Annotated in this window: 14 protein-coding genes and 3 pseudogenes; 13 read left to right on the forward strand and 4 right to left on the reverse strand. The window is 64.3% G+C overall.

Annotated features, from left to right (window positions below; genetic code table 11):
• The first annotated feature begins 246 nt into the window (after positions 1-246).
• Genes BSG17_RS23585 through BSG17_RS23630 form a run of 10 tightly spaced genes read left to right on the forward strand, consistent with a single transcriptional unit; the run spans position 247 to position 14,557 of the window.
• Positions 247-849, forward strand: coding sequence for a hypothetical protein (locus BSG17_RS23585; protein WP_139246783.1), 603 nt, complete (start codon positions 247-249; stop codon positions 847-849).
• A 2-nt stretch (positions 850-851) separates the two neighbouring features.
• Positions 852-1,514, forward strand: coding sequence for a CIS tube protein (locus BSG17_RS23590; RefSeq protein WP_170864939.1), 663 nt, complete (start codon positions 852-854; stop codon positions 1,512-1,514).
• 1 nt (position 1,515) lies between these two features.
• Positions 1,516-2,631: a phage late control D family protein gene (locus BSG17_RS23595; RefSeq protein WP_089827834.1), complete on the forward strand. Its 1,116-nt coding sequence runs from the start codon at positions 1,516-1,518 to the stop codon at positions 2,629-2,631.
• A complete protein-coding gene (locus BSG17_RS23600) occupies positions 2,628-3,266 on the forward strand; it encodes a phage baseplate assembly protein V (protein ID WP_089827835.1) in 639 nt (212 codons plus the stop codon). Before BSG17_RS23595 ends, BSG17_RS23600 begins: the two co-directional genes overlap by 4 nt.
• Before the next feature lie 12 nt (positions 3,267-3,278).
• Positions 3,279-3,581 carry a PAAR domain-containing protein gene (locus tag BSG17_RS23605; RefSeq protein WP_089827836.1) on the forward strand — a complete coding sequence of 101 codons (303 nt, stop codon included), beginning with the start codon at positions 3,279-3,281 and terminating at the stop codon, positions 3,579-3,581.
• 16 nt (positions 3,582-3,597) lie between these two features.
• Positions 3,598-4,002: a GPW/gp25 family protein gene (locus BSG17_RS23610; protein ID WP_089827837.1), complete on the forward strand. Its 405-nt coding sequence runs from the start codon at positions 3,598-3,600 to the stop codon at positions 4,000-4,002.
• Entirely contained in the window at positions 3,992-7,336 is a 3,345-nt protein-coding gene (locus BSG17_RS23615; protein WP_139246784.1) for a putative baseplate assembly protein, read from the forward strand. The genes BSG17_RS23610 and BSG17_RS23615 overlap by 11 nt, the downstream gene beginning before the upstream one ends.
• Positions 7,333-9,426 (forward strand): putative baseplate assembly protein, encoded by a 2,094-nt coding sequence (locus BSG17_RS23620; protein ID WP_089827839.1) that lies wholly within the window; start codon positions 7,333-7,335, stop codon positions 9,424-9,426. Before BSG17_RS23615 ends, BSG17_RS23620 begins: the two co-directional genes overlap by 4 nt.
• A 1-nt stretch (position 9,427) precedes the next feature.
• Positions 9,428-11,725, forward strand: coding sequence for a phage tail protein (locus tag BSG17_RS23625; RefSeq protein ID WP_089827840.1), 2,298 nt, complete (start codon positions 9,428-9,430; stop codon positions 11,723-11,725).
• Positions 11,726-11,782: 57 nt separating this feature from the next.
• Entirely contained in the window at positions 11,783-14,557 is a 2,775-nt protein-coding gene (locus BSG17_RS23630; protein WP_089827841.1) for a BGTF surface domain-containing protein, read from the forward strand.
• Between the two features lie 235 nt (positions 14,558-14,792).
• Here the strand turns inward: BSG17_RS23630 and BSG17_RS23635 are convergent.
• Positions 14,793-15,090: pseudogene (locus tag BSG17_RS23635) on the reverse strand (hypothetical protein); the annotation flags it as partial.
• 310 nt (positions 15,091-15,400) lie between these two features.
• Here BSG17_RS23635 and BSG17_RS26490 point away from each other — a divergent pair.
• The 3 genes from BSG17_RS26490 (at position 15,401) to BSG17_RS23645 (ending at position 17,108) form a co-directional block, all read left to right on the forward strand.
• A complete protein-coding gene (locus tag BSG17_RS26490) occupies positions 15,401-15,835 on the forward strand; it encodes a hypothetical protein (protein WP_139246785.1) in 435 nt (144 codons plus the stop codon).
• Between the two features lie 575 nt (positions 15,836-16,410).
• Entirely contained in the window at positions 16,411-16,770 is a 360-nt protein-coding gene (locus BSG17_RS23640) for a helix-turn-helix domain-containing protein (RefSeq protein ID WP_089827842.1), read from the forward strand.
• Positions 16,770-17,108 (forward strand): type II toxin-antitoxin system PemK/MazF family toxin, encoded by a 339-nt coding sequence (locus tag BSG17_RS23645; RefSeq protein WP_139246786.1) that lies wholly within the window; start codon positions 16,770-16,772, stop codon positions 17,106-17,108. The genes BSG17_RS23640 and BSG17_RS23645 overlap by 1 nt, the downstream gene beginning before the upstream one ends.
• A gap of 25 nt (positions 17,109-17,133) precedes the next feature.
• Here BSG17_RS23645 and BSG17_RS23650 read toward each other — a convergent pair whose 3' ends face one another.
• From BSG17_RS23650 to BSG17_RS27365, 3 genes and pseudogenes are all read right to left on the reverse strand, one after another.
• Positions 17,134-17,664: a hypothetical protein gene (locus BSG17_RS23650; RefSeq protein ID WP_089827843.1), complete on the reverse strand. Its 531-nt coding sequence runs from the start codon at positions 17,662-17,664 to the stop codon at positions 17,134-17,136.
• A 355-nt stretch (positions 17,665-18,019) separates the two neighbouring features.
• Positions 18,020-18,402, reverse strand: a pseudogene (locus BSG17_RS23655) (hypothetical protein); the annotation flags it as partial.
• Between the two features lie 654 nt (positions 18,403-19,056).
• Positions 19,057-19,389: pseudogene (locus BSG17_RS27365) on the reverse strand (hypothetical protein); the annotation flags it as partial.

Consider the following 19,389-nt stretch of genomic DNA (forward strand, 5'->3'; position numbering starts at 1 on the left):
CGGCAGTCGCTCGTGGACGTCGCGTCGAGCACGCCCTCGTCGCGAGTCGAGTCGGTGCTGACGACGAACGTGCACCACTCGACGCAGACCGTCGTCACGAACCTGCACACGGTCACACCGAGGACGACGTCAACGCGAGTGCGGACGTCGCCACCGACTGTCGTCAGTCGGCCCGATGCCGTCTCGCAACGACCACGGGCTGGCGGTAATGAATTCCGACGGGGACGGGTTACGACTGCCACGCCGGTGGACACGCGTGATTCCGCGACGGCTCCGACGACCGGCGACGCGTCCAGCGTCAGAACCTCGGTAACCGAGTCGAACGAACCACTCCGACCGGTCCGCCGCCACCTCGTCGAACCTCGGACGACGCTCGCGCGAGCGACCAGAGGGCGTCCGACCGCTCGGTGGCGGCCGCCGAACACGAGTCCGCAGTGGATGGAGACCGAACCGAACCTCCGGGTCACCACGGAGCCACCGGCGCGTGTCGGGTGGCGTCGCTCGTCTCGAACCGCCGAGCGACAGATCGCGTTCGGTCCTACCGCCGTAAATCCGCCCGACAAGCCGACGTTGACAGTCAGAACTACTCCCTCGTCTGGCCGAGACGACACGACGAACGACCGCCGGTCAGGACCGGCGACGACGAGCACGTCGACATCGTCTACCGGTGTCGGTCCCGGTATGCCGGCGACGAACGGGCACGCTACGGCGACGCCCACACCACTGACGCCCGCACCGACCCTCGACCTCTCGACGGCGCCGAGAGCCGAGGTCGACCGACTGGTCGACCGTCTCTACGACGAGTTCGCACGCAAGCTTCGGGTCGAACGCGAACGGCGGGGTCGCTGACGATGGTCGACTTCACCGGGACCGAACAGAGCCTCACGAAACTCAAGATAACGGTCCTCGACCGCGACGGTGTCGCCGGCGAGTCGTTCGACGTCCTGTTCAATCCGACGGAGTACACGCTCACACGGAACACCACGTACGCAGAACAGAACCTCCTCGGACTGACGACGCCGGTGACGCAGTTCGTGAGTGGCACCGCCGAGACGCTCTCGATGGAGCTGTTCTTCGACACCTACGAGAAGGGGACGGACGTGCGGAAGTCGACGAACCGACTAGACCAGCTCCTCACCGTGGATGGCGAGGTACATGAACCGCCGCGACTGCTAGTCGAGTGGTCGAGCCTCACGTTCCGGTGTGTCCTTGAGAGCGCGACCAAGCGGTTCACACTCTTCCTCCCGAACGGAACGCCGGTCCGCGCACGGGTGGACGTCACCTTCAAGCAGTACGACTCGCCCCGCTGGGAGCGGCTAGAGTCGCCACGGAGTTCGCCCGACAAGACGAAGATCCGGCGGCTAACCGAAGGGGACAGTCTTGCACTCATCGCCGCGCGGGAGTACGGCGACCCCGCCCACTGGCGGACGATCGCGGCAGCGAACGACATCGACAACCCGCGGACGGTCACCCCTGGTCGTGACCTCGTTCTCCCGGCGCTGGAGGAGGTGTGAGATGCAGTACGAAGAGGCCCGAGCGCAGTACGGTGACTTCTATCGGCCGCAGTTCCGCCTCGTCGTCGGCCCGCCTGGCTCAAGACGGATCGTCCGCGAGTACGACGGCGTCGTCTCGGGCCTGAAGGTGGACGCGACGCTCGACGGAGCCGACCAGTTCTCGTTCACCCTGGTCGACGCGTTCGACCTCGAACAGCGAAGGTTCGTCGAGACGGTGTGGCAGCTGTTCGACCGGCAGACGCCGATCCGTATCGAGCTCGGATACGACAGTCAGTTCGTTCCGGTCCTCCACGGACAGATACAGTCGATCCAGCCGGAGTTCCCGTCTGGAAGCCTCCCGACGCTCGCCGTGAGCGGCTACGATAGGCTCCACGAACTGACGAAACAGACCGGCGAGACGGACTTCAGAGACATGAACATGGTCGAGATCGTCGCGTCGGTCGTCGAACGGTACGGCTTCACGCCCACCCAGCAGAACCTCGTCGCCGGCCCGCTCGACCTCGACCGGTTCCGGAAGCTCGAACGGTCGAACGACGACTACGAGTTCCTCCGTACTCGGGCGAACCGGTACAACTTCGAGCTGTTCACCCGGGTCGACCCGATCGGCTCCGAAACCGCTACCGAGGTCGAGTACAAGAACCGGCTCTACTTCAGGCCGTCAGCAGACGACGCGAGCAACGCCAGCGGGTTGTTGACGCTGCTGTACGGCGAGTCGTTACATTCCTTCTCGCTCACCTCGAACGAGGCCAATCAGCTCCCGGGTGTCGTGCTCCGATACACCGACCGACGTCAGGGACTCGACATCACCAAGGAGGCTCCGAGGGGTGCAGACCCGGACGCCCCGGGGATGAAGGAGATACACACCCCCGTGACCTCCGCAGCGGAGGGGCAACTCGTCGCGGAGGCGGAGTACGACCGGCTCCGGCAGGAACGCGTCACCGGTAACGGAACGGTGGTCGGCCTCCCGAACCTCCGCATCGGAGAACTCCTCGAACTCGGCGGTCTCGGGCGGTTCGATGGCACCTACTACGTGACGGGTGTGACACACCGAATCGACCAGTCGGGGTACACGACCGACTTCAGGGTTCGACTGGCCGAGGGAGGGGCGGAGTCGTGATCGACCCGTCCGTCGACACCGGTGTCGACGACCGCCTCAACTTCGCGGTCGGCACTGTCGTCGAGAGCGAGGACAGCGACAACCCCGGTACGGTCCGGGTGCGCTACTCGTGGCGGGGGTCCAACCGTGAGAGCGACCAGATCCGGGTCGTGGTCCCGCTGGCCACGCCCGAGGGCGGAACGTACCTCCTTCCACAACCCGGCGAAGAGGTATTCCTCGCGTTCGAGGGTGGCGACATCAACTACCCGTACGTCCTCGGGTCGGTCTGGAACGCGGAAGCCGAACCGCCGGTCGAATCCGAAGAACGGGGCGACGTGCTGCGGATTCGCTCGCGAACCGGACACGAGGTCACCCTCGACGACAGGGACTCGGAGACGCGAATCGAGCTGGTCACGAACGAGGGCCATCGGATCGTCCTCGACGACGCGTCGGGGAAGGTCTCTATCGAGGACAACGCCGGCCAGCGGGTCGTCCTCGACGCAGCGGGAGACAGCGTCGAGATAGCGGCGAACAGCACCCTCACGCTCAGAGCGAACAGTATCGAACTCGACGGAGCAGCCGGTGTGAGCATCTCGTCTCGCGGCGAGGTCTCAGTCGCCGGTAAGCCGATTCACCTCAACAAACCAGGAACGTAGGAGCGTAACTCAATGCCAGCAGCAGCCAGACTCGGAGATGCGACACAGCACGGAAACCCACTCACGCCGCCCCCGGCCGGCGGATGCCGCGACGTCTTCATCGGGGGACAGCCCGCGTGGCGGGCCGGACTCGACGTGCACGTGTGTCCACTCGTGAGCGGGACGGTCCCACACGTCGGGGGGCTCACGCAGCCGGGGACGACCACCGTCTTCATCAACGGCTTCGCGGCTGCGAGACAGGGCGACACCATCGTCGAGTCAGGGCCACCGAACACCATCATGGGCGGTGAACAGTCCGTCCAGGTCGGGCCATAAGCGGAGCGTGAAAGCGATGGACACCGAATTTCTGGGGCAGGGGTGGGCGTTTCCGGTCCGTACCGACCGGCGTGGACAGCTCGCCCTCACCGCGGGCGAGACTGATATCGAAGCGTCGATCCGGATCATCCTCGGGACGGCGCGCGGAGAGCGCGTGATGCGCCCCGACTTCGGCTGTGGTATCCACAACTACGTCTTCAAGACGGTCAACGCGACGACCCTCCACCGGGTGGAAGAAGAGGTTCGCCGGGCGCTGCTCGAGTGGGAGGCGCGCATCGAGGTGACGGCCGTCGAGGTCTCGGCCGCGGAGATCACGGCGGGAAGACTCCTCATCAGCGTCGACTACCGCGTCCGGAAGACGAACACGGAGTCGAACCTCGTCTACCCGTTCTACATCCGAGAGGGGAACAGTGGCGAGTGACCAGCGGTCGCCAGTGGTCGACGCCCGGACTCGACAGGATGTCCTCGACGCGTTCGAACGAGTGGCTCCGGCGTACACGGATCGGTGGACACCAGTCCCGGAGTCGGACGACCCCGGATGGGCTCTGACCGAACTGTTCTCGGAGATGGTCACCGACGTCGTGACACGGCTGAACCGGGTGCCCGAGAAACACCGCGTCGGCTTCTACGACACGCTCGGATTCGCCCGGAACCCCCCACAGTCGGGACGTGCCCCGGTGACCGTCACGCTCTCCGAGCGAGCGACCGAAAACGTCCGAATTCCGGCCGGAACACAGATGGCGGCCCCACCTGCCGGTGACTCACCGGAGCAGGTGTTCGAGTTCGTCCCCGGCGAGGGATTCGAGGCGACGCCCGCCCGCCTGCACCGCCTCTACAGTGTCGACCCGGCGATCGACGGCATCTTCGAGCACGGGTCGGCACTCTCGGCCGGAGAGTCGACCCAGCTGTTCGGCGGGCTGGACGTGCGCAAGTCACTGCAACGCCACGCTCTCCTCGTCGGCCACACCGACCTGTTCGACCTTCCCGGTGGGAAACAGATTCAGCTGACCGTGGAGACGTCGGCTCCGGCAGTCCTCGACCACCTCCGCTGGGAGTTTTACGAGGAACGCGACGACGCCGAGGTGACCGCGGGACCCGACGCCAACTGGCACCCGTTCGCGTCCAGTACTGTCTCCCACGAGGTGGTGACGGCCCCAACGGTAACGCTGGTGCTCCCCACTTCGGCCACCGACCCTGGGTTCGAGAGACTCACCGAGACGACCGTCTGTGGCGTGGAGAGCCGCTGGATCCGTGGAGTTGTCGAACCGGACGTCCGCCCCGAGACGTTCGAGTCACTCGAAGTCGAGTCGCTCACCGTCGGCGTGGGTTCGACGGACGCCACCATCGACGTCCTGCTCGCCGGCGGCGGTCCGGTCGACATCCCCGTGGATGGGAAGCCGACGGTGCAGCCGTTCGGACTGGCACCCCAGCCAGGAGACGCATTCTACATCGAGTGCGCCGAGGCGTTCGTGAAGCACGACGCGACGATCACGCTGACGCTATCGGGGATGGATGTCGTCGACCTCCCGCCCGAGAGCGTCGGCGCCCTCGACCCCCCGCCGGTCGCGTGGGAGTACTGGAACGGCAAGTCGTGGGCGCTCATCGAGCAGCTCGAGGGCAAGGAGATACCCGACGGCGGGGAACCGACCGACAGCACGGAAGTCACGAACCTCCGGCTGACGGGCGATTCGACGACGGGACGAATCACCTTCCCCGTCCCGTCGTACCTCGAAGCGACGACCGTGTTCGGCGTCGACGGCCACTGGATTCGTGCCCGACTCCGCAGAGGTCGGTTCCACCAGGTCACGTTCAGAAAGAACACGACGAGTGACTTCGGCGGTGGTGTGTACTGGACGCTCGTCACGAAATCCGTCGGCGTCCCGCTGTTCACCGGCATCACGGTCGGCTACGAGGAGACAGGTGGGCAAGCGGAGGCGCTGGTGAGTCTGAACAACCTCGACTACCGGCTCGAACCGACCACTGGCGGTGTCACGCCGTTCCGGCGACTCCCCGACGAGAGCCAGACCGTCTACCTTGGCTTTGACGGGCCGCTCGTCGGTGGGCCGCTCCACCTGTTCGTCTCGCCGGAAGACCGGGAGTATCCGGAGACCTTCACTCCCCGCCTCCGGTGGGAGTACGACGCAGGATCCGAGCCCGCAGGACCCGGCGGTGACGGTGACGCGTGGACCCGGGCCGAGGTGCGCGACGAGACGGCAGATCTCACCAGACGCGGCCTCGTTCGCCTCGTCTTCTCGGAGCCGAGCGTCGCTCACGAGCGGTTCGACGAGGAACTCCACTGGCTCCGTGCGCGGGTGACCGACCTCGACGGGTCGTTCCGCCGAGCGGACGACACGACGACGACCGTTTCGGACGCGCACGTCGCGTCGACCGCGACGTCGACAGCGGACGCGTCCGGCACCGCGCCACCCACCGAACGCGATTGCCCCTGCCTCCTCACACCGTGGCCGTGCAGTGGCGAGCCGTGCGACACCGAGCGCCGACTCCGTACCGACCCGCCAGCGGGGCGGCCGTCGACGGTTCCGCCGACGCTCCGACGTCTCGTGGTCAACACCGGGTGGGGGTGGAACGTCCGGAGCGTCACCGACGAGACGCTCGGCGACAGCAGCGGCCGACCGAACCAGCAGTTCGTCGTCGATACGATCCCCGTACTGGAGCCCGCGGTATGGGTCGACGAAGGCGACCGACTCTCCCGAGCGGACCGTGAGGCGCTCGAGGCACGAGAGGCGCTGGAGGAGACAGTCGACCCCGACGGACGCGTGGAGGCAGTGTGGGTCCGCTGGACGGTCGTCCCGGACTTCCTGACGTCGACCGCCCGGGACAGACACGTCACTCTCGAACCCCTCACGGGGACGCTCCGGTTCGGTGACGGCGTCAGAGGAGCGATCCCGCCACGCGGCGTCGAGAACGTCAGGATATCGTTCCGGACTGGCGGCGGCCGCGGTGGGAACGTCGCCGCCGGAGCGGTCACCGAGCTGCGAAGCGATATCCGACTGGTCGACGGCGTGGCGAACCCGGAGGCGGCCGACGGTGGAGCCGACGCGGAGTCGGTGGCACAGGTGCTCACCCGTGCCCCCGCGCAACTCAGAAGCCGGGGGCGAGCCGTCGCACCAGGGGACGTCGAACGGGTGGCGCTCGACACGTCACGAACGCTGGCGCGGGCGCGGTGCCTCCCCCGGATGGACGAGGCTGGCGAGCGGCGGTTGGGCTGGGTGACGGTCGTAATCGTCCCCCACACCGACGACCGACAACCGACCCCGTCGACCGAACTCCGTCGCCGGGTCGACGCCGCGGTCTCCGAGCGGGCGCCGGCGACGCTCGTCGCCCCGACCGACCGACTGTTCGTCCGTGGGCCGAGCTACGTGACGGTGTCCGTCGCGGCGAGCGTCGTCGCGCAGGCGACCGCCGAGAGTGTCTCGCTGGTGGAGTCGACGGCGATAGACGCTGTCACGTCCTTCCTGCACCCGCTCACTGGCGGTCCGTCCGGCGCTGGCTGGGCGTTCGGCGAGCCACCCTGTCTGTCGGACCTCTACGCGCTCCTGGAGGGCGTCGACCACGTCGACCACGTCGAGGACGTCACGCTCACCTTCCGGTCGGTCAGCACGGGTGACACGGTCACCGTCACCGACGGATCGTCACCGCCCACCCTGGGACCGGACACGCTCGTTTCGAGCGGACGACACGCCATCGGCGTCGAACTCACGGGCCGGGTGTCGACAGCGGGGGGCCGTCGATGACGCTCGACGTCCCCGACCTCGGGGACCGTGATTACGCCGCGTATCTCGCCGAGGCCCGACGTCGGATCCCGACGTACGCCGAGGAGTGGACCGACCACAACGCCCACGACCCGGGTATCGCGTTCCTGGAGCTGTTCGCGTGGCTCGCCGAGACCTACGTCTACCAGCTCGACCGCTTCGGCGACCGTCAGATCCGAAAGTATCTCGAACTCCTGGGAGACGCACCGAAGGCACCGCTGGCGGCCTCGGTCGCGCTTCGGCTGGCACCGGCCAGCGGGTCGACCGTCGACCTCACCACCGGGATGGTACTGGCAGCCGGCATCGACCGCCGCACGGCGTTCTTCTTCGAGACGACCGCGCTCGGCCCTGTCGACTCGGTCAGCGTCGTCGACGCAGCGGTCGACCGTGTTGTCGTCGACCACGTCGGTGGCCGGGTAGACAACAGCGTGGTCAACGACACCGAGGGGATGGGCTTTCTAGCCTTCGGCCCCGACGCCACAGCCGGGAGCCAACTGTATCTCGGCTTCGACGACGACCCCTTCCCCGAGGTCGGTGCGCCGGGTGACCCCTCGCCTCGCGTCGCGCTCGGTGTTGCGTACGACGACAGAGGGCTCCCCACGCCCGCGACCCACGGCGAAGAGCCGTCGACGTTCGATCCCAGCGTCGAACTCGCGTGGGAGTTCTGCGTCGACTACGACCGCTGGTACGCGAACGACGGGTGGGATCCACTCCCGGTCGTCTTCGACGGAACAAACCATCTGTACGAGAGCGGGAGCGTCGTCTTCGAGCGACCGGCAGAGTCCGACGTCGGAGTGCCTGCTCCAGGGGCTCCCGACCCGACTCGGTCGTGGCCCGCCCGTCCGGGCGTCATTCTCGACGACGACCGGGCGCGCTACTGGCTCCGCTGTGTCGTCGAGGTCGGTGGCTACGAGATCCCGCCACGGCTGTCGGCCGTCGCCCTCAACGTCGTCCCCGCGGTCCACCGCCGGACGGTTCACAACGAGACGCTGACACGAGCGGACGGCCGAGCGGAGACGACCGCCCACCCCGGACAGGTGTTCGAGTTCGACGACGCTCCAGTGCTCGAGGCCGATATCGCAGTCGTCCCGGGGCCGGCTGACGCCGCCGCCGTGGATCCGGCCGAGCTGGCGGACCCGGCGAACGTCTGGCACGCGGTCAAAAGTTTCGACGGGCAGGGCCCGGAGGCCCGCGTCTTCCTGCTGGATACGATGGATGGTCGGCTCACCTTCGGCGACGAGGTCGCCGGTGCGGTGCCCACGGCCGGGTCGTCCGTCGTCGCCACGCGGACCGTCTACGGCGGCGGCAGCGCGGGCAACGTGTCACCGACGGTTCCCTGGCAGTTCGTCGACGAGGAGCTGGCCGACGTCTCCGTCTCGCCGTTCAGCGACGCGACAGGCGGTACGGACGCCGAGACGGTGAAAGCGGCACTGGCGCGGGTCCGGCGCGACCTGCAGTTGCCGTATCGGGCGGTCACGGCGGACGACTACCGCGCCGTGGCGAAGCGGACCCCAGGGCTCAGATTCGGACGCGCTCACGCCACGGTCGTCTCCGCTGCGGACGACCCGGACGCGTGCACGGACCGTGGTGAGGTCCGCGTCGTCGTCGTTCCGTACGGGACACATCCCCAACCCGTCCCGAGTGCGGGCTTCCTCGACGCGGTTCGCTGTCACCTGGCGAAACACGCGCTGGTGACCGACCGAGTGACTGTCCACCCACCGTCGTACGTCGGCGTCGGCGTCTCCGCAGTGGTCAGTCTGGCGCCAACTGCGGCTGTGGCCGAGCGCACGGTGGCTATCACGGAGGCACTCGAGGCGTTCATCCACCCGTTGTCGGGCTTCGACGGCGACGGCTGGCCGTTCGGCCGCTCCGTCTATCGCTCGGAGCTGCACGAGGTCATCGAGGCCGTCGAGGGCGTCGACTGCGTCGTCGACCTCTCCGTGACCGCACGCGGGGCAGGACGCGTCGGCCCCGACGGCGACGTCGCGCTCGACGAGACGGGGCTGCCGTACTCTCTCGACCACGAGGTGGTCGTCGAAGTCGACACCGACACCTGTGGGGAGGAGTTCTGAGATGGAGTTCGCCTTCGTCGGCGTCCGGACCGAAGCCGAGTGGGCCGCCTGGCGCGCCGACTCGACCAACGTCGAGACATCGGGGGCGGGCGTCCGACTCGCACGCGAGTCGACCCCGACGTACGTCGACCCGAACGTGGTCGTCGACGACCCCACGCTCGTCGTCGTCGATGTCGACCAGGATGACTGCGGTACGCTCTACCTCCTGGCCGCGACCGGTGTCATCTACGTCTACGAGGCGGGGGCACGTGGATTCCGTCGACTTAGGTGTTCGAGCGACTCCGGACGATGGGGCACTCCACGCGCGCTCTGTGTTACCGACCGCGACATCTACGTCGCCTACCGGAGCGGCAACGTCCCCGACACGACCAGCACAATCCGGGCGATCTCGAAGGCGTATCTGCAGACGCGCTGGGTCGTGGAGACCGCGGTCGTCCCGTCGTCCGACGAGGGGACAACCCACACCTCCCCCGACGAGACGGAGCGCCGCGTCAGCTTCGGCGACATCGTCAGCCTCGTCGACGTCGACGGAGGCAGCGGCAGGGGCGGAAGCGGTGGTAGTGGCGTTCTCGCCCTCGACCGGGACCCGGTTCCGGTAGACGACCCGACCTCGGTCGACGACACGACGCCGGCACCGCCCACGACCGACCCGTCCGGGGTCGTCGTCGCCCTGTCGCCCGACGGCACTGGCCGCGTCGTCGTCGATGGATTGGCGTCTCCGACCGATCTCACGCGCGACGAGGCGGGAAACGTCTCCGTACTCATGGGTGACCAGCCCGGGGCGTCGGTCCGGAAGTTCGTGCCCGACCCCGAGACCGGCGACGAAGAGGGGACGGTGACTGGCAGCGGACCCACCGAGCGGGGCTACACGGAACAGACGGGCGACGTGGGCGCACCCCTCCCCGGCTCGGCCCTCACGTGCATGGCGGTCGCCGGCGAGGACGAACTCGTCGTCGGCATGGCGTCCGGACCGGACGGAGAGCGAGCACTGCTCCGCCACCGTCCGGAGAGCAGGCGGTTCGAGCGCCTCCTGGGATTCAGGCAGGGGTGCGTGCGACTGCGCCGAGGCGTGAGCCTCGACGGTGACGCCGTTCCGGGCCTGTTCGTCGTCGACGACGACCGACACGTCGTCTCCTTCGTGACCCAGGCGCGACGGAACCGGTGGAACGGCCAAACCGAGCGCTACGGTGGGCAGGCCGTGGGTCGGGTCGACTCGGGCGTCGACTCGACCCAGTGGCACCGCATCACCTTCTCGACCGTCCACGAAGGCTCCGGAACGCAGGTACGGCTTCGCTACCTCGCGACCGACGACGCGGCGCTTCGACCACGGGGAGACGATGTGTGGACGGCGCTGGACGTTCTCAACCCGGCCGACGCGTTCCTCAACGACGCCGTCGGCCGATATCTCTGGATCCGGTTGGACCTCCTCGGCGAGGAGTTCACCTCTCCGACCGTCGACACCCTCCGTGCGTACTTCCCGCGGCAGTCGTATCTCCGCTACCTCCCGGCGATCTATCAGACTGATCCCGAGTCCCGCGACTTCCTCGAACGGTTCCTCTCGATGTACGAGCGGGTCTTCGTCGACATCGAGGAGGAGGTCGACCACCTCACGCGGTACGCCGACGCCGACGGGATCCCAGCGGCGTCGCTGGGCTGGCTGGAGAGCTGGCTCGGGCTCGTGGTCGACGAGACCTGGCCCGAGACGGCACGGCGTGAACTGCTCTCGGAGGCGGCCGCGCTGTTCCGTGCCCGCGGCACCCGCGAGGGCCTCCGCACGCTGCTCGAGATCTACCTCCGCGGCATCACCGCCGACTCCGTGACGTGGAACTGGGAGCAGAGACGCCAGATCGCCGAAGTCGAAGCCATCGCCGCGGCGGAGTCGTTGAGTCAGTCGGTGACCGACCGGATCGTCGAGCGTGCCACCCGGCCGGTGTTCTTCCTCGAGTACGGCGACCTCGACTGCATGAGCGACGAGGCGATGGCGGAGACGTTCGAGCCGTTTCTCAACTGTCCTCAGTGTTTCCTCGTCCTCGTCCGGCCGTCGGTCACCGACGAACAACTCCGAACCATCCAGCGACTGGTCGTGCAGAACCGCCCGGCACACGCCGTCGGTCGCGCCGTTCGTCTGCAGTCGTGGGTGTTCCTCGGCGGACACACGTATCTCGGCGTCAACAGCGTCCTCGGCGACACCGACCTCGTTCTCGGTCGGTCGAGTCTCGGTCGCGACACCACGCTGGGCAGCAGAGAGCCGTCCGCGCAGTTGGGGGTGAGAGCGCATCTGGGCGACGACCGTCTCTGAACCGACCCCGAGGAGAGCCGTCCGGACACCGGACGAGAACGAACCCCGACTACGACCGTGCCACCACAACCACACACGAACGGACGAAGCGATACGAACGGACACAGAGAGATCACGACATTCGACGAGGGGCGGCTGCAGCCAGCCGTCGGGAACAACTTCTTCTTCGGACAGCTGTTGACACCACAGGTGTTCGCCCGCGAACAGGCGTTACACGCCAGCCGGACGAGTAACCTGGCACAGTTCGTGCTCGGCGCAGGAGTCGTCTGTGGGCTGGACGTCAGCCTCTCGCTCGAGACACGGCCGGTGCCCGAATCCGAAGTCGAGGCGGAGTTCCTGGACGTCCACGTGGGGCCGGGCCTCGCACTCGACTGCTGTGGGCGCCAACTCGTCCTCGAAGACGCTGTGACCGACCCGAACCGAACCGACGCCCCGGCGTCCGGAGCCGACGGCCTCACGGTGACCGAGGCCGACGTCCTGTCGGTCTACCTCGACCACGAGCGGTGTACCCTCGAACCGGTCGCGGCCGTGGGTGTGGAGAACGCCTGTGAGGAGCGGTGTGTCGACAGTCTGTTCCTCGAGCGCGGCGTCGTCGAAGTCGAGTTCGACGAGCCCTCGATGCCGTACAAGCCAGTCGCCCACGTAGATTACCCGACCGAAGCGGAGGTCGGCCAGCCACCCTACCCACTCTCGGCGGCCCCGGACGGGACGTTCCTCATCGAACGCTGGGTGGGCGGTGACCCGACCGACGCCACTCCTATCGCCGTAGTCGTCGTCGGCGGGGGCGACGAGCGCCTCTCCAACGCGTCGACGGACGAGGTTGCACTGGAAGCGGGCGACGTGCTCGTCGCGTCCGGTGGACGGCGATTCCTCGTGACCGCGACCGACGCCCGAACGCTCACCGCCCGAGCGTCCGGGACCGACCCGTCGGAGCTCCTGGTCGCGTTCGACGAGCGGCCGGTCGTCTCCTCGGCGACCGAGACGACGGTCTCCGGTCGAACCACCGCCCGTTCGGGGGTCGAGGTGACTGTCAGGGTCCGGTCGTTAGATCCCTCCCGGCCGTTCATATTGACACCCACGGCGACCGTCGAAGACAACTCGTTCAGCGCGACGGTCGTCGACTCGTCGGACGACCCCATCCCGGTCGACACCCCAGTCGTCGTCTCGGTACGGGTTCCGCGTGACGACAGTGCCCCCGACGTCAGGGAGAGCGTGGACACCGTGGTGGTTGCCGCGGACGCCGCTCCCGACGTCCCGGAGGGTGGCACCGAAGCGTCGGCGCTCGCCGGCATCTCCCGGTCGTACTACACGAACCGGCCGCTCACCACCTGTGAGACGTGCGGGGAGGATCACCGCGTCCTGCTCGGCTGGTTCAGGCGCACGGGCGAGACGTGGACGAGCACGTCGTTCGCTCGTGGCCCGCTCGTGTACGGGAACAATCTGCTGCACGACCTCACGGTCCGGCACGGAACCAACTACTACAACCCCCACGAGACCGCACTCGTCGTCCGACGGACCACGGACACGCTCGAAGAGACGCGAACCCTCTCATCGGGAGGGACGTACTATCAGGGTGAAGAACTCCTGCTGTTGGGTCTCGATCCCACAGGGACCTACCAACTCCGCGAGTTCACCGACGGTGCAGTCGGTGATCTGATCCGCGAACTCTCCACTGACGACGGAAGCGAGACGATCGAGACGAGAGACTTCGAAGCCGGTTCATTTGTCGTCACCGACAGCAACCGACGCCCGCTGATCTTCTCCGACGGGAACCCTCTCGGCGTCGAGTCCGAGGAGGAACGCTTCGCCAACGCCGCGTTCACTCTCCTCGTCGGGGAACGGACCACCAGCGCGTATCTGACACTCAACGACCTCCCGACGACCGACGAGGACGTGCTCATCGTCTCGCCGAACGAGACCGTCTCCATCACTCCCGGCTTCGGGGGGGGATCGATCGAGTTCGAAGTCGCCGGATTCGACGGGATGCGACGGCGACTCGACGCACTCGAGGCGTACGTCCTCAAGAAGGCCATCGCGTACAAACCGACGGCGTACTCGGTCGTCAAAGAGACGTTCGGAACGCAAGTCACGGGCATAACCGATACGATCACCCAGCTATCGAACGATTCCCTGGCGGCCGGCGCCTACCGCGACGAGGCTGCCTTCGGGACGTACATCGACACTGTGCGCGACCAGGAAGAGGCGTTGCGGGCGCTCATGGAGGGACCGCCTACTGGTCCTCGGCTGGCGACGCTACAGAGTCTGGAGCGCTTCGCAAATGCGCTCTCCCGTCTCGACGAGGCCAGGGGTGCCGACCCCCGTGACGCCCTCGAACTGGCGCTTGCACAGGACGGCGTCTCCGAGGCCGCCGAGTGGCTCGTCCCGCTACGGGAATCCGAACCTGATCCGGATCGCGAACTCGAATGCGTGGAGACGAGGGATATTCCGGAAGGTCTGTACGGCGAAGACGAACTCGAGTTCACGGTAGAAGAGACCGAGTTCACGGTCATGTTTGCGGACGGTGTAGTTCGTTCGATCCGCCGTGTCGACGAAACTGGTCAGGAATTCACCGAGGTAGCGATCGAGGACGGACTCGAGATCAGATTCGAAGAGACCGACTTCGCGACGGTGACCGTGCGGACGGCCGACCAGCCCCTCACGCTGGTCGTGGAGGGGAACGACGGAACCACCCAAGAGCTCACGGCTAGCGCGTCCACCGGACGTCACACGTTCGTGATCGACCTGGAAGGCGAGCTGTTCGAAGAGATCAGATTCGAGGGCGACGTTGACGGACCGAGCGTAGTCAGGGTGTGTACCGTTCGGTTGGACTGACCACGGAATTCGACTGACCAGACTACTCCCCTTCGAACCCCGAGGTCACCATCGCACAGCGTGCAGCGGCGTCAGACCAGTCGATCGAGGCGGTGTGAGAGCAACTCAGCGCGTGGAAGACTACTCGTCGGCGAGTCGCGCTCCTCGAAGGTGCCCTCGCCGCTGAGTCCGGCGACAGCGACGACCTTCGCCTGCACCTCCATCTGCACCGTCGCCTGGAACGCCGGCGTCTCATCGACGACCTCGAAGCGTGGATGCACACTCAACACCGCGGGATACGGATCGGCGCCAGGTGGGAGTCGGTCAAGGTCGAAGCCGTTGGCGGCATCCTGGATCCGGTCATACAGTGTTTCGAACTGCTCGCGTTGGAGTGGTCGCGTCTCGTCTGTGGGGGCGACCTGGATGACCACCCGGTGGTCCTGGACGTCGAGGAGTCGAAAACGGTCATGCGAGAGTGGAGTACTAAGCGTCGCTCCCTCCGGGAGGTCCTCAAGGGTGTCGCAGAGCGTGTGCCAACTGACGCTGAAGGGCATCTGAGGTGGTAGTTCAGCAGTTGGGCTAAACCCCTTACTTCCGAGCCACTGCGTTTCCGACGGTGCGGTGGGCACACAGCGTCATTCACGAAATTATCGTGCCCAATCACTGTCAGTAGCGGCGTGCAACACTCAGAGGGTGTATGCAGCACCAGGTTCGTCCAACCAATACAAACTTCCCCTCGATTTAATTATCGATCAAATCCTGTGATGTTGTATGGGTAGCAATAAACAATCGAAGCTGATCAAGAGTATCGGTAGAGCACCCAATCCAGGATGGGTTAATTCGTATTTTAATCTCGTAGATTCTATGCTTTCAGAGACAAGCCTCACGAGTGACGATCCCCGATTGGTTATGTCGTTACCAGCGAAAAGAACACTTCCAGTAACAGTAAACAACCGTTACGTGTTACACCCCTTCCGAAAGGAGCAATCCCGGACTGAATTTATTCTCCCTGCAAATCAAGGAAGTGTCAACAAATATCTCAAGGAGGCAGATCGGAAGGGGCGATTCGATGCAATATACAACGAGGATGAGTCGCAGCGACCATGGTTTGTTGGATTCGATGGAAATCCTGAACGAATCGTTGACAACGAGTTCAAGCGTCTTTGGCTGAGTGCAGTGGAAAGGGAAATCAAGCGTGCAAAAAAATCGCCGTATCGGCGGTACCACGAGCCGATAGTCTATAAGACTGCCAAAGACCAGGATTATCGAGAGCGCGTCATCCGAGAGGCGTTCAAGTAAAATTGAGAGGGAAGAACGAGAATGTAGTCATTCGGAATCAACTATATCCAGACATTATTTCCCTAAAGATGCTGCAGACGCGCGCTGAATTCAGCACGACCGCAGAAACCTCACCAAATACTGTTAGTAGCGGCGTGACACATACAGAGAGTGCAGTGAGTGTTTGCAGTTGGGTGTCTCCGTGGGGACGTCGACCGGCTGTTGGGTGCAACCGATGGCCCCCAGAGGCGGCGACACTCTCGCCCGTGTGTCGTCCGCGACACCCTTCGACTTAGTCGGACTGCTTCTATGTCTGGTTTCTTACATACCAATATTAGCACCGGCATACCCCCCATCTATACTAGTTGGCTTTTGGGTGGAACAGCGGCTGTTTTTGCCGGGTGATCGCAGGACGTAACGGTGTTCCACCCAAATTCGAAATGGGTGGAACAACTGCTATGTAAGCAAAATGGGTGGAACACCCTTGCGCGGTGTGTTTTCCATGTTCGGACTGGCGAATTCTGATAGTACCGAAGGAGGTAGCGAACACAGGGAACAGCACAAACAGTTTGACGATGGAACACCAAGTCACGACTATGGGCGCCGATAGCATCGACATTCGACGATTCGAAGAGGCCGATTCCGACGAGTTCGCTTCCAAGACGGATACGGTGAAGATTGTCGAGTTCCTTGCGACTCACAGTGACCACGCATGGAAGGCGAAGGTCATCGCTGAGCGGGCAGACGTCAACCCTGACTCGGTCAGTACGCTTCTTAGCCGACTCAAGGACCGTGGCCTTGTTCGTCACAAGGAACCTTACTGGGCCATCACTGACGACCGAGACCGATTATCCAGCGCGTATCGTCTTCACACCGCAACGAAGCGGCTCGATGAACGATATGGTGAGGAAGACCCAGATGACTGGACTACGGAAGCCAGCCAGGAGCTGGAGTAGTGCTGCTCGAGCAAGGCGCGATTATCTGGGCTGTCGACCCATTCAAAGACAATGGTGAGGGCCGCCCCTGGCTTGTCATCGGGAATTCCGAGGCCCCGTTTCACGGCGAACAGTACATCTGTCTCGCACTCACGTCGAAGACGTACCACGACGAAGCACTCCCACTTCGCGAAGATGACTACGACGATGCGCCCCTGTCGATGCAGTCACACATCATGCCATGGTCGGTTGCGACTATCGAGAGGAAAGACATCGAACGCTATGTGACGGCTGTTGGAAGACATCCACTCGAGAAAGCACTTGAACGACTGGGACGGTATATCGACATCGACGACTGAGCGACGGGCAACATGAGTGCCAGAGCTACCAATTCCCGACGTCGTTCTCGACTGTGTATCTTTTCCAGTAGGCTTTCTCAACGGTCCGGAGGTCGTAGCCTCCTGGGTTTCGATCCAGTAATGCCTGAAGGATCTTCGGGTAGTCCGAAATGCCCATTGTCCGGTCTTTATCAAGCAACTCGTCCATGAGATATCGGTCTCCGACTGCGTACTTCTTCGGATCGTAGAACGTAAGAATGACACTCGCCGTTGCAGCCCCGACACCCGGAATCGAGTCAAGCGTGCTAACTTGCACCTTCGGGTCCTCAACGAGTAGTGCCGCTTCGGTTACCTTCTCAACGAACGCTTCGGGGAGCTGGCGGACTTTTTTGATATTCCCATTACGGCGACCGATTTGGGCGTCTAATTTCCATCGGATAGCATCTACAACTCCGTCTTGAGTCAAATAGCCTTGATCGTGGAGTGCAGAATGGAGGTCATTCTCGATGGTCTGTAGCCGGTGCTCATAGTCATCATCGTACCGTTTGCTCCATTTCTCAATGTCGTCTTTGTCCATCCGTCTCACCTGTCTCCGGTTCAATAATAGTCTCTTGCATCAATGAAGCCGAAATTTGAGTGTGAACCCGACCCGAGCTGGTCAACTCTGTGAAAACACAGTACGGGACTCGCTATTCAGCATGACCACAGACATCTCCCCAATCGATGTCAGGAGTGCCATGGCACATACATGGCGACAATCTATACAGTACAAACCATTATGGCATCCTGAACGGAGTACAGGACAGAGGAGCTGGACTATATTGGCTATCCAACCAGAAATCGAAGATTGGGACGAAATCGACCAGCTCTGGGCAACGCATACAGACGTGCGGCCGGCAGTGGCTGCGTTGTCATCCTCAATAGCGCTCTACGAGCGACGACCCTCGGTAGGCTCCGAGATTGTAGCAGGCGTGTCGAGCAAGCTCCTTGTCGCGCATGAGTTCCTCAGTGCTGAACTCCTCGACGGCGGTTCGAACTCGTTCGAGATTCCGCTCGAATTCTTCGGTCGTTGCGTTCCATCCTCGTTCGAGGAGTTTTGCTCCCTCGTCGGAGTCGACTGATGCCACGAGGGTAATTCACCCCATCGGGCTGTTCCGGCGACAGACGTTGTCTCGTCGTCGAACGTGACGTAGTAATCGAAGACAGCGGCGGTGTCTGGCCCGACGCCGACGAGACGGTCGAACGCTGCGTTACCTCTAGTGAGGGCATCGTCTCTATTCGGTGCTTCAACGAGCGCGTAGATGAGTTGGTGCATTGTGGTTCTCGGGACGCGATGTGTGTGACGCCCCGCACCCTTGGGGGGCAGAAAAACGCTCTCCGGTGCGCTCCAGTTCGGTTGTGTTTGTCGCTCTCGGTTAACCCTCAATCAGTGATAGGTTTCTGAGGCCGTGCTGACTCGATGGAAACGCTGCTATCCCTGGAGACCGTGAAGCAAGCATGGGACGCAAGAGACCGAGCTGTATTCCGTGCCTCAGAGCACGTGGTGCTGACTGGTCCGAGTGCGAAAGAAGCCGAGTTATGGGCGCACCAGCCCGGATGCCGCCGGGAGCGGCATCCGGGAAAGCCCGAATAGGTGAATCTCTACTTCACGCGCTGGCGTCCCGAGTCACCGAAGCAAGCAACTCGACAGTGACGATCGCAGTGTAATCGCAGCGACGAGGGACCTGCGGGCCGCCCGTCGGCGGCCCGCAGTGGCCGGTCGAGGCCGTCGTGAGCCATTGCTACCGCCCGACAGCGACCGCCCCGCAGAGTCGTGCCGCCCCGCCCGTCGGTCGGAAGCGCAGGACTGCACCGGGACGGCGTAATTATTTTGTCGTCAGCGGTGGTTTGATTGGTCAGCAGCGTTTCCATAGGTGAATACAGCGCGCGATCTCGCACAGTGGTTCCAGAGTAACAGCCGGTATTCGATTCATGTACAGCGTCGAACAATCGTCCCGAGCTGGCTTCTCGGAAGCCACTCGTCGGAGAGGCTGGGTAGATCATCCCGATCATCAAACTTCCGCTCGTGTTCTCGAAACTGATCCTCCAGCTGTTTGTGGCGGTCAGTATCGTCTTCGGTGCGTTCGATCCCCTTTTCGAGCGAGTGCATCTGGTGTGCGAGTCCCATCAGTGGTCGAGCCGCCGCAGATGATTCGAAGAGAATTGCGTCCTCGGTCTCTCTAGAGATGTAGCCAACGAATATCGTAGGCGTGGTTCTGTTCTTGGATTCGACTTTCTTCTCGGCCAGCCATTCTGGCAGTTG

Source organism: Halogranum amylolyticum (genome assembly GCF_900110465.1).
Classification (GTDB): Archaea; Halobacteriota; Halobacteria; order Halobacteriales; family Haloferacaceae; genus Halogranum; species Halogranum amylolyticum.